14 protein-coding genes are annotated in these 14,171 nt (G+C 74.5%); 11 read left to right on the top strand and 3 right to left on the bottom strand.

Going from position 1 to position 14,171, the window contains the following annotated elements; genetic code table 11:
• The first annotated feature begins 133 nt into the window (after nucleotides 1–133).
• Nucleotides 134–1,051, top strand: a complete 918-nt coding sequence (gene pucL / locus ACFY7H_RS04815; RefSeq protein WP_388933089.1) for a factor-independent urate hydroxylase — start codon at nucleotides 134–136, stop codon at nucleotides 1,049–1,051.
• A 78-nt stretch (nucleotides 1,052–1,129) separates the two neighbouring features.
• Here the strand turns inward: pucL and ACFY7H_RS04810 are convergent, their stop codons facing one another.
• Entirely contained in the window at nucleotides 1,130–1,453 is a 324-nt protein-coding gene (locus ACFY7H_RS04810) for a histidine phosphatase family protein (RefSeq protein ID WP_388933087.1), read from the bottom strand.
• A gap of 306 nt (nucleotides 1,454–1,759) precedes the next feature.
• Here ACFY7H_RS04810 and ACFY7H_RS04805 point away from each other — a divergent pair, with 306 nt between their 5' ends.
• The 5 genes from ACFY7H_RS04805 (at nucleotide 1,760) to ACFY7H_RS04785 (ending at nucleotide 4,690) form a co-directional block, all read left to right on the top strand.
• Nucleotides 1,760–2,005, top strand: coding sequence for a hypothetical protein (locus ACFY7H_RS04805; protein WP_388933085.1), 246 nt, complete (start codon nucleotides 1,760–1,762; stop codon nucleotides 2,003–2,005).
• Nucleotides 2,006–2,134: 129 nt separating this feature from the next.
• A complete protein-coding gene (locus ACFY7H_RS04800; RefSeq protein WP_388933717.1) occupies nucleotides 2,135–3,145 on the top strand; it encodes a PucR family transcriptional regulator in 1,011 nt (336 codons plus the stop codon).
• A gap of 209 nt (nucleotides 3,146–3,354) precedes the next feature.
• Nucleotides 3,355–3,939 carry a hypothetical protein gene (locus ACFY7H_RS04795; RefSeq protein WP_388933083.1) on the top strand — a complete coding sequence of 195 codons (585 nt, stop codon included), beginning with the start codon at nucleotides 3,355–3,357 and terminating at the stop codon, nucleotides 3,937–3,939.
• A 148-nt stretch (nucleotides 3,940–4,087) separates the two neighbouring features.
• Nucleotides 4,088–4,387 carry a hypothetical protein gene (locus tag ACFY7H_RS04790; protein WP_388933081.1) on the top strand — a complete coding sequence of 100 codons (300 nt, stop codon included), beginning with the start codon at nucleotides 4,088–4,090 and terminating at the stop codon, nucleotides 4,385–4,387.
• Nucleotides 4,388–4,444: 57 nt separating this feature from the next.
• Nucleotides 4,445–4,690 (top strand): hypothetical protein, encoded by a 246-nt coding sequence (locus ACFY7H_RS04785; protein WP_388933079.1) that lies wholly within the window; start codon nucleotides 4,445–4,447, stop codon nucleotides 4,688–4,690.
• Nucleotides 4,691–4,755: 65 nt separating this feature from the next.
• Here the strand turns inward: ACFY7H_RS04785 and ACFY7H_RS04780 are convergent, their stop codons facing one another.
• Nucleotides 4,756–5,169, bottom strand: coding sequence for a hypothetical protein (locus tag ACFY7H_RS04780; protein ID WP_388933077.1), 414 nt, complete (start codon nucleotides 5,167–5,169; stop codon nucleotides 4,756–4,758).
• A 163-nt stretch (nucleotides 5,170–5,332) separates the two neighbouring features.
• Between ACFY7H_RS04780 and ACFY7H_RS04775 the strand changes: the two genes are divergently transcribed.
• From ACFY7H_RS04775 to ACFY7H_RS04760, 4 genes are all read left to right on the top strand, one after another.
• The gene (locus ACFY7H_RS04775; protein ID WP_388933074.1) at nucleotides 5,333–6,160 is read left to right on the top strand and encodes a hypothetical protein; all 828 of its coding nucleotides are present in this window, start codon (nucleotides 5,333–5,335) and stop codon (nucleotides 6,158–6,160) included.
• Between the two features lie 87 nt (nucleotides 6,161–6,247).
• Nucleotides 6,248–8,245, top strand: a complete 1,998-nt coding sequence (locus ACFY7H_RS04770; RefSeq protein ID WP_388933071.1) for an FUSC family protein — start codon at nucleotides 6,248–6,250, stop codon at nucleotides 8,243–8,245.
• Between the two features lie 92 nt (nucleotides 8,246–8,337).
• The gene (locus ACFY7H_RS04765) at nucleotides 8,338–9,048 is read left to right on the top strand and encodes a hypothetical protein (protein WP_388933068.1); all 711 of its coding nucleotides are present in this window, start codon (nucleotides 8,338–8,340) and stop codon (nucleotides 9,046–9,048) included.
• Nucleotides 9,036–10,292 (top strand): sensor histidine kinase, encoded by a 1,257-nt coding sequence (locus tag ACFY7H_RS04760; RefSeq protein WP_388933065.1) that lies wholly within the window; start codon nucleotides 9,036–9,038, stop codon nucleotides 10,290–10,292. The genes ACFY7H_RS04765 and ACFY7H_RS04760 overlap by 13 nt, the downstream gene beginning before the upstream one ends.
• Nucleotides 10,293–10,339: 47 nt before the next feature.
• Here the strand turns inward: ACFY7H_RS04760 and ACFY7H_RS04755 are convergent, their stop codons facing one another.
• A complete protein-coding gene (locus ACFY7H_RS04755) occupies nucleotides 10,340–12,424 on the bottom strand; it encodes a PhoX family protein (RefSeq protein ID WP_388933063.1) in 2,085 nt (694 codons plus the stop codon).
• 291 nt (nucleotides 12,425–12,715) lie between these two features.
• Here ACFY7H_RS04755 and ACFY7H_RS04750 point away from each other — a divergent pair, with 291 nt between their 5' ends.
• Nucleotides 12,716–14,104 (top strand): VWA domain-containing protein, encoded by a 1,389-nt coding sequence (locus ACFY7H_RS04750; RefSeq protein ID WP_388933060.1) that lies wholly within the window; start codon nucleotides 12,716–12,718, stop codon nucleotides 14,102–14,104.
• The last annotated feature ends 67 nt before the right edge of the window (nucleotides 14,105–14,171 follow it).

Raw genomic sequence — 14,171 nt, 5'->3', positions numbered from 1 at the left:
AGTCCCGGGGCGGTCCTGCGGGGCCGAACGGCGGGGAGCGGGACGTCCTTCGAGGAGGGCGGGCGCTGGACGCCGGGCGTACGGGATCCAGACCAACGGACTCCGTGTTCCCGAGTACCCGAAGGAAGACAGCATGAGCAAGCACGTCCTGGGCCAGAACCAGTACGGCAAGGCCGAGAACCGCATCGTCGTGGTCACCCGCAAGGGCAACGACGGATCCTGGCACGAGATCCGCGACCTGAACGTCTCGGTGGCCCTGCGCGGCGAGTTCCGCGACGTCCACCTGACCGGTGACAACGCCAACTGCCTGCCGACCGACACCACCAAGAACACGGTGTACGCCTTCGGCAAGGAACACGGCATCGCCTCCCCCGAGGCCTTCGGCATCCTCCTCGCGAAGCACTTCGTCTCCTCCCAGGCCCCGATCCGCGAGGCGCAGATCCGCATCGAGGAGTTCGCCTGGGAGCGGATCCCCGTCCCGACCCGCAAGGAGCAGCACTCCTTCGTCCGCAAGGGCCAGGAGGTGCGCACCGCGCAGGTCACCTACAGCGAGACCACCGGTCTCCAGGTGATCTCGGGTCTGAAGGACCTGACGGTGATGAACTCGACCAACTCCGAGTTCCACGGCTACATCAAGGACGAGTACACGACGCTCAAGGAGGCGTACGACCGCATCCTCGCGACCAAGGTCACCGCCCGCTGGGCCCACTCGGCGCTGGCCGGCGACGACGCGGGGTACGACTGGGACCAGTCGTACAAGAAGGTCCGCAAGCACATGCTCGAGGCCTTCGCGGAGACGTACTCCTACTCGCTCCAGCAGACCCTGAACCAGATGGCCGAGCGGGTGCTGGACAACTGCCCCAAGGTCAACGAGGTGCGCCTCAACCTGCCCAACAAGCACCACTTCCTGGTGGACCTGGAGCCCTTCGGCCTCAAGAACGACAACGAGGTCTATTTCGCGGCGGACCGCATGTACGGCCTGATCGAGGGCACCGTCCACCGTGACGGCGTGCAGCCGGTGATCGCGACCTCCGACTGGATCGTCGCCTGATCCGTCTCCGGCCGCGGGGCCGTCCAGCCGGCCCGGACCGCGTCGCGGGGTCCGGGCCGTCCTGCTTCCCGCCTGGGCTCACCCCCGGTCCTCCGCCGCGGGCCGTCCCACCAGGAGGTTCCAGCGGCCCGTCCGCCCGCTGAGGACCGTCACCGTGTCGGGCCGTACGTCGAGCCACCAGAACGCCGCCGCCGGCAGCTCCAGGGCGGCCACCACGGCCGCGCGTACGACAGCCTGCGCGACCACCGCGTGGTGCCGTCCGGGGCCCAGGACCCGCAGGTACGCACCCGTCCGGCTGAGGAGCGAGGCCAGCGGCTCCCCGCCGCCGGGGGGCGCGTACTCCGGGTCGGTGAGCCAGCTGCGGGGCCCAGTCCCCCGTGGCCGGAGCGGCCAGGCCCTCATGGCCCGGGCAGGGCTCCCCGTACCCGAACCGTCCCCGACGGGCGGCGTCGTCGAGCGGCGGGGTGGTGAGGTGTACGCGTACGGATGCCATGCGCGGAGCGTAGGCCCGCGTCACGGGCGGGAGCGTTCCGTCTCGCGCCGCTCGCCGTCCCGGTGACGCGGTGGACGACTTTCGGCCTGGTCCCTCGGGTTTCTAGCCGAACGCGCACTTGCCCCGGCAGCCGCACCCAAGGAGGCTGTACAGCCGATGAGTTGAGCGAGACACGCCTGTTGCGCGTGCGACGGGTGTGGAGGTGGGAGCCGGCGATGCAGTCCGCGATCCGGGAATGGCGGGGCTGGACCGGCGCCGCGCCGTTCTGGCTGAACTCGGTACTGCTGATCCTGGCACCCTTCACCGCCGCCACCCTCCTCGCCCAGATCGGCGTGATCGGCGCCCTGGCCGCCCTCGGCGGACTGGCCCGCCAGCTCTGGTTCGGGGACTACGGCCACTCCGCGATGCACCTCGCCGCCGCCCTCATGGGGGCGGCGACGGTGGCGCTGGTGGTGGTCTGAGCACCCCCGCCTCCTCCCCGGCCAGTAGTTGATCTTGATCCGGGTGAGAATGGGGGTCGGACGAGCCGGGGAGCTGGTGTGGGGTCAGGGCGGGACATACCCGAGGAGTATCTGGACGGGTACGTACGCATGCTCGCGGGCGTCTCGGCCACCGGCCGGGGCCCGGACCGCGCGGAACTCGACGCCCGCCGGGCACTCGGCGAGCAGGCCGCCGGGGCCGGTCACGGCCTGCGGCACCTCATCGGCGCCCACCTCGCCGCAACCCGCACCGCCCTCGCCGGACGCCCCGCCCCCGACCACCTGCTGGCGGCGGTCGAACAAGCCGTGGACGCCTTCGCCGAAGGGTACGAACGGGCCCACGGGCCGGCCGCGCACCGGGAAACGGCGGCCCGCCGGGAGTTCGTCGACGACCTGCTGCTCGCCGGCGGCGACCCCGTCCGCCTCGGTGAACGCGCCGCCCGCTTCGGACTGCGCCCGGCGCCGACGCACGCGGTGGCCGTCGCACGCGGCCCCGGGCCGTACGAGGACGGGGGCCCGGAACAGCACCGGCTGGAGTCGGCCCTCGCCCGGCGCTCCGGGGACCGCGCCTTCCTGCTCGCCACCAAGGACGGCCGGCTGGTCTGCGTGGCGCCGGGCGACCAGGACGGGGTACTGGCCCACTTCGCGCAGCTCCTGCACACCGAGTCCGCAGGCCGGGCGCTCGTCGCGGTCGGGCGCCCGCATCCGGGCCCGGGCGGGGCCGCGGTCTCGTACGCGGAGGCCCTGGACGCGCTCGGCGTCGCGGACCGGCTCGGCCTCGGCGGCCCGCTGCTGCGCGCCGCCGACCTGCTGGTCTTCCCGGTGCTCACCCGCGACCGGGCGGCGATGGCCGAACTGGTGCTGACCGCGCTCGGGCCGCTGCGGGCCGGGCGGGGCGGGGCGGCGCCCCTGCTGGACACCCTGACCGCGTACTTCGACTCCGGGTGCGTGGCGGCGGAGGCGGCCCGGCGGCTCAACCTGAGCGTGCGGGCGCTGACCTACCGGCTGGAGCGGATCCACCGGCTGACGGGCACCGACCCGGGGGACCCCGTGCAGCGCTACACCCTCCAGACGGCCGTCATCGGAGCCCGGCTGCTGGACTGGCCCGCCCGCGCGCTGTAACCGCCTTCACCCCTCACCCCTTCGGGCGTAGCCGCCCAGTCGGGCGTGCACGGCCGGCACACCCTCCGCCAGCTGCGAGGACGGGAGGGCCGGGCGGCGAAGGGCACGTGACGCGCCGTCATTTGCGGAGCGGGCGGCGATGTGCGGGCGGACGGGGAGCGGTCCACTGCTCCCAGGACCGGCCGCCCGAGCCGGACAGGAGGAATGCCATGTCCCGCGCCCGGTGGACCGCCGCCGCCCTGACGGTCACTCTGCTCTGCACCGGGATCGGCCTGTTGCGCGGCAGCGCGGGCGCGGAGCCCGCCACCGCGAGCGTCACCGACGCGCTGCCCTCCCGGGCACTGGGCCTGTCCGGGCACCGCCGCCTCGTACGCGGGCTGGAGCACGCCGGTGCGCGGGCTCCCGGAGCGGAACGCCGGACGGTGTCCGCCCCGCCGATGCGGGCCTCACGGCCGCTGCGGCTGCGCATCCCCGCTCTGGGGGTGGACCTCCCGCTGGCCACGGGCCCGCAGGACGGTGAGGGCAGGGCCGGCTGGGACACCGACGGCCCGGCTCCCGGATCCGCCGGCACCGCCGTGGTCACCGGCCACGGGATCCCCCTCGCCGGACTGCGGCGCGGCCGCGTGATCGAGATCCCGCGCGCGGACCACCGTACGGCGGTGTTCACCGTCGAGCGGGTCTCCCCGCACCCGGTCGCGGCGCCGGCCGGGGACACCGGTATCGCCCGGCTGCGGCTGGTCAGCGGCGAGACCTCCGTCCTGGCCCGGCTGACGGGTCCCCGGCGCACCGGCTGAGTCGGCCGTTGGGGGGTGTCTTCGTCCCCCGGTCGGCGGCTTCTCGCGGATCAACGGAGAGCCGTACGGCGTGTCGGGGGATGCAGGCCCCATGAACGGTGCGCGGTACGCGCGGACGCCACTGGCGCGGGCCCTGACAGTGGCCTGCGTGGCTCTGCTGTGTCTGTTCGGCGCCGGTCCGGTGACGACGGCCACGGCCGGCGGGGAGTCCCGCCCCGCCTCCTCGGCACCGGCCGACCCCACCGAGGGACAGTCGGATCCGGCAGGGGACGCCGTCGGCCGGGCCGCGCTGCGGACGGCCGTGCGCGCGGCCCCGGCCGTACGGCGGTGGCCGCAGCGGATGTTTCACGTGAAACACGCGGGTCAGGCCGCCCGTGCGGCCTCGTACGGGACGGCCGCGCCCGCCCTGCCCCGGCGGACGGTACGGAGCATGGTCCTGCGCTGCTGAGCGGGCCGAGCAGCGTGAACGACCCCCCACACCCCCGAGCCACCGTGAGGTTCCGTCATGCCCATCGACCCGTACGCCGCCCTGAACGCCATGCTCCGCGCCGAGGTCGCCCGCTTCTCGCCGCCGGCCCGGCAGGAGGCCGCCGCCCCGGACCGCCCGGCCGGCGACCCCCACGCCGCCGACCGCCACGCCGACCGGAGCGTCCCGCAGCCCGCGACCGCCGGCGCGCCGAAGACCGGCGCCGCGGCGGCAGCCGGCGCGGGGAGCGAACCCCGGCAGGACACCGCCGGTTCGGCGGCGTAACGACACATGACGGCGCCGGTTCCCGCGCCCTCCCAGCGGGTGCGGGAACCGGCGCCGGGCCCAGTTCAGTCCTCGCGCGTGTAGTACCGGTAGAACGCCGTGAGCCCGACGCCCAGCGCCACGAACAGGCCGATCACGGTGGAACGGAGCACGGACGCGTGGGTCAGGCTGTGGAGGTAGCCGACGGCGATGCCGCCGAACACCCCGTACGCGGTGGCGTGCACCTCCCGCCCCAGCCTGGGGCCGACCCGCGCGAGCGCGAACATGCAGGCGGCGAAGACCGCGCCGCACAGGATCCCGTAGAACACGTTGCCCGCGTCGACCGGACCCGTCTGACGCTGGATGAAGGCCGCCCAGACCCCGTAGACGAGGCCCATGAGCAGCGCGCGGATCAGGGCGCCGCGGTCGGTGTGCCGCCGCGCGTCCGCCGACGTCATCGGGCGGTGCCGCCGGTGGGCGGTGGGTGCCGCATGTGCCATGGCGGGGCTCCTCTCTTCCACCCTCAAGGGCACACCCGGCACCCGGGACCGGCAAGTGGATCACCCGTCCGGGCGGTTCCCGCCCGGTCCCGGGAGGGAATCCGGGCCCCCGGACGCAGCAGCGGGGGTAGCGCCGCACGCCGCGTCCGCTTTCCCTGGTGACGTGCGCACCTACCTGTCGGCGGCCCTCATCGTGCTCGTGGCCCTGCTCGTGCCCGCGAGCGCGGTCGCGTACTGGGGCGACCGCCGGCTGGGTGACGCCGACCACTACACCGCGGCCATGGCCCCGCTCGCCAAGGACCCGGCCGTCCAGGAGGTGGTCGCCGCCCAGGCCACCCGGGCCCTCTCCGGGCAGATCGACGCGGGCCCCTTCCAGGGCGCCGTCGACGCCCTGATCGGCGAGGCCCTGCACTCCTTCACCGGTACCCCCGCCTACCGGACGGCCTGGGAGGCCGCGAACCGGGCGGCGCACACCGCCTTCCTCGACGCCCTGGAGACCGGCCGCGGTGACGCCGTCACCGTCGACCTCGCACCCGTGATCGCGCAGGTCAAGGAGGAACTGGTGGCGGACGACGTGCCCTTCGCCGACCGCATCCCGGAGACCCACCTCTCCGTGAAGGTCATGGAGTACGACAACCTCGGCGCACTCCGGGAGGGGTTCCACGCCCTCCAGATCGCCGGAGTATGGCTTCCCGTGCTCACGGTGCTGCTCGCCGTGGCGGCCGTGGCCGTCGCCGTCCGGCGCCGGCGGGCCCTCCTCGCCACCGGCGCCGGGCTCGCGGCCGGAGCCCTGCTGCTGTGGGCGGCTGTGGGCGTCTGCCGCCGCATCACCCTCGACGACCTGCCCGCCGACATCGACCGGCCCGCCGCCGCGGCCGTGTACGACGCGCTCACCGCCTTCCTGCGGACCACCGCCTGGGTGGTCCTCGCCCTCGGACTGGCCACCGCGCTGACCGCATGGCTGATGGGCCGGCTACGCCGCACCCCATAAGCTCGGAAGGTACCCATCCTCCGCAGAACTCCCCAGAACGACCGATTCGCGAGCGGTGACACGGAAGAGCGGCGACACGGAAGCGGAATGACCACCCAACGACGCACCGAGCACATACCGCCCGGCCGGCCACGCCCCCGCCCCCTGGCTCCCCCCGCCTGGTTGCTCGCGGGACTGCGGCCCAGCAGCGGCCGCATCCCCTGGGCCGCGGCCGCCCGCGCCGGGATCGCGATGGCCGCCCCGCTCGCCGTCGGCTTCGCCCTCGACGAGCCCGAGTACGGGGCCCTCGTGTCCATGGGCGCCCTCGCCGGGGTGATCGGTGACACCGCCGACGCCTACCGGATGCGGGTCCTGAACATCGCCGTCCCGCAGGCACTCGGCGCCGTCGGGGTCGCCCTCGGCACCCTCGTCTACGGGCGCGGCTGGCTGGCCGTCGCCGTCCTCACCCTGATCGCCCTCCTCTCCGGGATGATCTCCTCGATCGGCACGGTCGCCTCCGTGTCCGGGCTGCTGCTCCTGCTCAACGCCGTCGTCGGGGCCGGTCTGCCGATGCCCCAGCCCTGGTGGACCGCGCCGCTGCTGCTCACCACCGGCGGCCTGTTCGTGCTCGCCCTGACCCTGCTGGGCTGGCCCGTACGCGGCCGCCGGCCCGAACGGTCCGCCGTCGCGGCCGCCTACCGGGCGCTGGCCGACGCACTCGAAGCCTGCGGCGGACCCCAGGCCGCGTACGACGAACGCCGCCGACAGGTCACGCAGGCCCTCGACCACGCCTACGACCTCGTCCTGGGCCGCCGCGCCCGGGTGCACGGGCGCAGCCCCTCCCTGGTGCGGATGCTGGCCCAGCTGAACGTGCTGATCCCGCTCGTGGAGGCCGCGCCCGCCGTACACCTGCGGGGCCGCCCGCCGGCGCCCGGGATCCCGGCGGCCGTACGGGAACTGGCCGCGGCCGTCGAGGAGGGCCGCACCGGCACCCCCGTCCTGGACCTGCCCGCCCCGCACACCCCGTCCGAGCGGGCCATCGACTCCGCGCTGCGGCACGCGGCGGTCATCGTGCACCTCGCCGAGCCGGACCCGTACAACGTCGACGACCGCCTCGGCCGGCCGGCCTCCCTGCGCGTGCGGGCCCGTCGCGGGGTGCGCGACATGATGCTGTCCGAGGCCTCCTGGCGGTACGGGCTGCGCCTGGCCCTGTGCATCGGCCTCGCCCAGTCCCTCGTCTCCCTGATCGAGGTGGAACGCTCCTACTGGGTGGCCCTGACCGTCACCTTCGTCCTCAAGCCCGACTTCGGCTCCGTCTTCTCCCGGGCGGTCCTGCGCGCCCTGGGCACGGCCGCCGGGCTCGTCCTCGCCGCCGCCGTCCTCTCCGAGGTGCCGCGCGGCTGGTGGGACGTACCGGTGATGGTGGTGCTCGCGGCGCTGATCCCGGTGTTCTCCGTCAAGGGGTACGCCTTCCAGACCGCGGCCATCACCCCGGTGATCCTGCTGCTGTCGGACCAGCTCAACCACGAGGGCTTCGACCTCATCCTGCCCCGGCTCCTCGACAGCCTGATCGGCTGCGCCATCGCCCTGGTCGCCGGCTACCTGCTGTGGCCCGAGAGCTGGCACACCCGGATCGGGGACCGGCTCGCCGACGCCGTCGACGACGCCGCCCGGTACGTGGAGCACGCCTTCGCCCCCGTCGCGGACGAGGCCGCGCTGCGGGCCGCCCGGCAGTCCCGCCTCCAGGCCCGGCGCCGCATCTACCGCGACCTCTCCGGGGTCCGCAGCGAGTTCCAGCGGGCCCTGACCGAGCCCCCGCCCACCGGGGCCCGGGCCGCGGCCTGGTGGCCGCTGGTGGTGGCCCTGGAACGCATCGTGGACGCCACCACCGCCGCGCGGGTCCGCGTCAACCACGGCGCCGCCCCGCCCTCGGCGGACGAGGTCGACCGGATCGCGCGGCAGCTCCGCGAACTGGCCGGGGACGTCCGCAGCAGCCCCGTCCCGGTCCGCGTGGACACGCCCCCGGAGGACGACGAGACCGGAGTCCTGGCCCCCGTACGGCAGGAACTGGCGGCGGCCCGCGCCATCTCCCACCGCCCTGCCTGAGGCGCCTGACGCGCCGGGCCGCCGCACGGAAGGGCCGCCCGGATGGAGCAGTGACCGGGCCGGGAGGCCGGTGGCGGGGCAGCATCGGGTACATGCGCAGCCCCCACCGCCTGGCCGCCCTCGCCGCCCTCCTGGCGGCCACGGCCGGCTGCGCCGACGCGGAAGGGCTGCGCAGCGCCGGCGACCTCGGCACCGCCCACGCCCCGCAGAGCCTGTGGAAGGCCTACCGCCCCGACCCGCCGGGCCCCGGACAGCAGCCCGGCGCGGCCGCCGTGGTGCCCGGGCTCCCCGAGCCGAAGGGGCCGGGCATGCGCGGGGTGGACGCGCTGGCCGTCGTACGGGCCGACATCACCTCGGCCGCCGCCGCCGACGCCGGCACGGGCCGGCTCGTCGATCCCCGCGCCGTCCAGCGGCTCGCCCTCTGCACACAGGCTGTGGACGGCGGTCCGTACTGCCCCGTCCGCCCCGGAGTCCTCCACGACCTCACCGGAGACGGCAAGGAGGAGCTGATCACCGCCCTCGACGTGGACGGCCGGGTCAGCGAACTGCGCGTCTACACCGTCCGGGGCGACGGCCGGATCACCCGGATCCTGTCCCGGCGCGCGGTGCTCGAAGGGGTGGAGGTCGCCGCCGAGCATCTCGCGGTCCGCGAGCCGACCTCGAACCCCGCCTACATCTCCGTCTCCGACTACGTGTGGGACCCCCAGGCCCGCAGTATGAGCCTGTCCCAGCTCACCCTCGACGACTGCCCGGCCATCTCGGACGTCCCGCTGGGCGAGGGACGGATCCGATGCGCCCGCTGAGCAGCCTGCGCTGGAAGATCGCCCTCACCATCACCCTGGTGTGCTGCGCGGTGGCCGCCGCCCTGGGGATCCTGGTGCACAACGTGGTCTCGCGGCAGGTGGTCGGCGAGGTCCGCAAGGACGTCGAACGGGACCTCGACCACGCCCTCGGCCACTACGAGTACGGCACCTCGCACGGGGACGTGAACGTCGCCCTGGACCCGCCCGGCCTGCCCAGCCCGCTGCGCGAGCTCGTCGCACGCGGACGGACCGGCAGCATGGTCGGCACCCACGACGGCGAGCCCGTCATGTGGGCCGCCGCCCCCGCCGACCGGAAGGCGCTGGCGGTGTGGATCCCGTACGGCGCCACCCGCGACCGGCTGCGCGACATCGACACCGCGATCCTCGCCTCCTCGGCGCTCGCGGCCGGGGCGGTGGCCCTGGCGGGCGTGTTCCTCGCCGACCGGATCAGCCGCCGGCTCGTGACGGTCGCCGCCGTCGCCCGCCGGATCAGCTCCGGGGACCTGGACGCCCGGGTGGGTCTCGCCGTGGACACCGGCTCCGGCCGCCGCCGCTACCGCGACGAGGTACGGGACGTCGCGCTGGCCCTGGACTCGATGGCCGCCTCGCTCCAGGAGCGGCTGGATGCCGAGAAGCGGTTCACCGCCGATGTGGCGCACGAGCTGCGCACCCCGCTGACCGGTTCGCTGGCCGCCGCCTCGCTGCTGCCGGAGGGCCGGCCGAAAGAGATGATCAACGACCGGCTCAAGGCCCTGCACCTGCTCACCGAGGACCTGTTGGAGATCTCCCGCCTGGACTCCGGGGTGGAGCGCGCCGACCTGGCCCGGATGGAGCTGGGCCGGTCCGTGGAACGGGCCGTCGCCGGGACCGGGCTGCCCGCCGAGGTACGGATCCTGCGGGACGCGGTGGTCTTCACCGACCGGCGGCGCTTCGACCGGATCCTGGCCAACCTGCTGGCCAACGCCCACAAGCACGGGCGGCCGCCGGTGGAGGTCACCGTCGACGGCCCGGTGGTGGTGATCCGCGACCACGGCTCCGGCTATCCCGCCGAGCTGATCGAGCGGGGTCCCAAGCGGTTCCGCACCGGGGACCCGGGCCGCGGCCGCGGCCACGGACTGGGCCTGACGATCGCGGCGGGCCATGCGGCGGTACTGGAGATCGGGCTGAGCTTCGCCAACGCCCCGGACGGGGGTGCGCTGACGACGCTCCGGCTGCCGGTGGGACGGCTGCCGGAGGCGGGCTGACCGGCCGGGGGACGACGGCCGGCCGGTCAGCCTCCGCACCGGGGCGGTCAGACGCCGATGTTCTTCCCGTCCTTGCGCCACACGGACACCACCGCCGGGCGGACGAGCTTGCCCGGCCCGTCGGGCCACACCGACTGCGGCTTCTCCACGGACGCGCCGTCGATTTCGCCCGGGTGCTGCACCGAGACGAGGACGCGCTTGTCCTGGATGATCGGGCCGCAGGTCTCGGCCCCGCGCGGGACGGTCAGGAACTGCTTCAGCTCGCCTCGGCGCTCACCCGCGGTCGCGACGCCGAACAGGCCGTCGTGGGAGCCGAGCTGGTTGCCGTCGGTGGAGATCCACAGGTTGCCGTGCGGGTCGAAAGCCACGTTGTCCGGGCAGGAGATCGGGCTGACCTTGTCCTTCGGGAAGCCGGCGAAGTAGGTCGCCGGGTCGTTCGGGTCACCGGCGACCAGGAACAGCCGCCAGGCGAACCCGTCGCCGGCCGGGTCGTCGAAGTTCTCGGCGAGCTCCAGGATCTGGCCGTGCTTGTTCAGGTTGCGCGGGTTGGCCTCGGTCGCGCCCTCGGCCTTGCCGGGCTTGCCGCGGTCGGTGTTGTTGGTCAGCGCGACGTACACGCGGCCGGTGCGCGGGGACGGCTCGACGTCCTCGGGGCGGTCCATCTTCGTGGCGCCCACCTTGTCGGCGGCCTGGCGCGTGAAGACGTACACCTCCTCGGCGGTCATGCCCTCGACGTGCGAAACGTTGCCGGTCGCGAGCTTGATCCACACGCCGGAACCGTCGAACTCGCCGTCGGCGGGCAGCTTGCCGGAGCCGTCGATCTGGGCGGCCGGGGAGTCACCGGTCAGCTTGGCGACGTACAGGGTGCCCTCGTCGAGGAGCGTGAGGTTGTGCTCCTTCGCCGCGCGCGAGTCGCCCTTCTTCATCCGCTTCGACGAGACGAACTTGTAGAAGTAGTCGAAGCGCTCGTCGTCGCCCATGTAGACGACGGGACGGCCGTCCTCGGTCAGGCGCGGCTGCGCGGCCTCGTGCTTGAAGCGGCCGAGCGCGGTGCGCTTGCGGGGCACCGAGTTCACGTCGTACGGGTCCAGTTCGACGACCCAGCCGTGGCGGTGGGACTCGTTGGGCTCCTGGGCGACGTCGAAGCGCTTGTCGAACCGCTCCCACTTGCGCTCGGTGGCACCGGAGGTCACGCCGTAGCGCTTCAGGCGGGCGGCCTGGGTGGGGTCGGTGACCTGCCCGGCGTTGCCGAAGTACTGGTTGAAGTTCTCCTCGCCGTGGAGGGTGGTGCCCCACGGAGTGGTGCCGCCGGCGCAGTTGTTGAGGGTGCCGAGCACCTTGGTGCCGGTGGGGTCGGCCGAGGTCTTCAGCAGGGCGCTGCCCGCGGCCGGGCCGGCCATCCTGAACTCGCTGGTGGCGGTCAGACGACGGTTGAGCTGGTGGCGGGAGACGGCGGTCAGCTTGCCGCTGCGGTGGTCCTCCTGGACGACGACCACGGACAGGCCGTGCGCGGCCCAGGCGATCTCGACCTGCTCGCGGGTCGGGTTGGCCGGGTCGTACCCCTTGAACATGAGGTTTTCGTCGGTGTACTCGTGGTTGGCCACCAGCAGCTGCTGGCGCTCGTAGCCGCCGCCGAGCGGGAGCAGGCTCAGGAAGTCGTTGTTGTAGCCGAACTGGCCGGCCTGGGCGGCGGCCGTCTGCTTGTCCGGGTTGAAGCCGGGGGCGCCCTTGAGGATCGGGTCGCCCCAGCGGATCACCACGTTCTGCTCGTGGCCCTCCGGGACGGTGACCTTGTCGTCGGTGTTCGGGGCGACCGGCTTGAAGCGCAGGCCGCGGGCGGCCTCGCCCGCGCGCCTGGCCTCGTCCCCGGGCACGGGGGCGGCGCTGGCGCTCTGGCCGCCGCCCGCACCGAGGGTGACGGCGGTGCCGGCGGCGGTGGCCACCGTGACGACCGCGGCGGAGCGCAGCATCGAGCGGCGGGAGTAGGCCCGGGCCATGATGTCGCCGGCGTACTCGTTGTCACTGGTGTTGGGCACCTCGTGGAAGCATGCGTCGCCGCAGCGGTAGCGGCAGGTGAGAGCGGAACGGCCGCTGCCATGCGGGTTGCCGATGAACGGCAGGAGCTTGCGCACGAGGGTGTCCTCCGGTGTCGGTACGAATCAGCGGTGACGCTAGGCGCGGGTTGCGCCGATGCGGCGGCGCGGGGATGAACGGTGGATGAACCCGGCACGGCGGAGGGGAAGTTCGGGTAAGGGCCACGGTTGGGTGGACAGCCGGGCGCCACGAAAGGCGCCCCTGCCGAAGTTCCAGCCGGGCGGCCGATAACCTTACGTGTCCACTCTGGGCAGGGATCAACCGCGCAGCACGGACAAATGACGCACGCACTCATGCGAAAGGCCTGGCCCATGGGTATTCGGAGCTTGTTGCGCAAGGTATTCGGACGGACCGAGGAGCCGGTCCCCGAGACGTCCGACGCCCCTTCGGCGGCCGTCCCGAGCCAGGCCGAACGCACCCCCCTGGACGTGGCGGCCGAACTGGTGGCGGCGTCCTTCGACAACCCGACCGTCCCGCCGCAGTCCGCGCCCCGCGACCGCGAGCCGGGCACGCTGCTCACCGCCGCCCCGGCGCCGACGGCGGACCCCACGGTCCCGGAGGCCCGCCGCCCCGTGCCTCCGGCGGCCCCGGAGGGCGCCGGGGCCCCCACGACCCCCGGCACCCCTGCCGAACCGGCCGCGTCCGCGGACGCCGAGCCCGCCGGAGCCGAGGCCGGTGCGCAGGACGCCCCCGCCGCCGAGGCGGAGCCCCAGGCCGTTGAGGCCGAGGCCAAGACCGAGCCGGCCGCCGAGGCCGAGCCGGCTGCCGCCGAGCCCGAGGCCGCCACCGCCGAGGCCGAGCCCGCCGAGGCCGAGCCGGTCGCCGAGCCGGTCGCCGTCGCCGCCGAGCCCGCGCCCCAGCCCGCCGCCGAGCCCGAGCCCCAGGACGCCGCGCCGCAGGCCCAGGAGGCGCCCGCCGCCGAGCCGGAGCCCGAGGCCGAGCCCGCCGCCGAGGCACCGCAGCCGCAGCCGGCCGCCGCCGCCGAGCCGGAGCCCGGCGCCGCGGACCCGGTCGCCGCCGGAGCGCCGGAGCAGCCGGACCCCGAGCAGCCGGAGCAGGGGCCCGCCATCGCCGCGGCAGCGGTACGGCGGCGGGCCGCCGGGATCGCCGGGGCGTACAAGGCCGCCGGGCAGGTGCTGCGGGCCAAGGGGAAGGCCGGGGCCCGCGCGAAGGTGTACCTCGTACTGGACCGGTCCGGCTCCATGCGCGGCTTCTACAAGGACGGCAGCGCCCAGTACCTCGCGGACCACGCCCTCGCCCTGGCCGCGCACCTGGACGAGGAGGCCACCGTCCACACAGTGTTCTTCTCCACCGAGCTGGACGGCACCGCCGAGCTGACCCTCGACGCGCACGACGCGAACTGGGTGGAGGCCCGCCACGCCGAGCTGGGACGGATGGGCCGCACCAGCTACCACGTCGCCGTCGAGGCCGTGGTCGAGCGCTACCGGAAGGACGGCGGCACGGGCCCGGCCCTGGTCGTGTTCCAGACCGACGGCGCGCCCGACAACGTCCGTCCCGCCCGGCAGGCGATCGCCGACGCCGCGGCCGCCGCCCCCGGCGTCCACTGGCAGTTCGTCGCGTTCGGCGACCACGACGCGAAGGCCTTCGACTTCCTGCGCAAGCTGGACGCCGAGAACGCCGGCTTCTTCCACGCCGGCCCGGCCCCCGCGGAGCTGACCTCCGCCGCCCTCCTCAAGGGCGTCCTCGAACGGTTCTGACCGCGGCGGCCAGAACGAAGGCAGCGGACGAAGGCAGAACGAAGGGCCCGGGATCCTCGGATCCCGG

Source organism: Streptomyces sp. NPDC012794, from assembly GCF_042901085.1.
In the GTDB taxonomy this organism is placed as follows: domain Bacteria; phylum Actinomycetota; class Actinomycetes; order Streptomycetales; family Streptomycetaceae; genus Streptomyces.
Note: the sequence above shows the minus strand (reverse complement) of the source record. Positions and strands in the feature narration are given on the sequence as shown.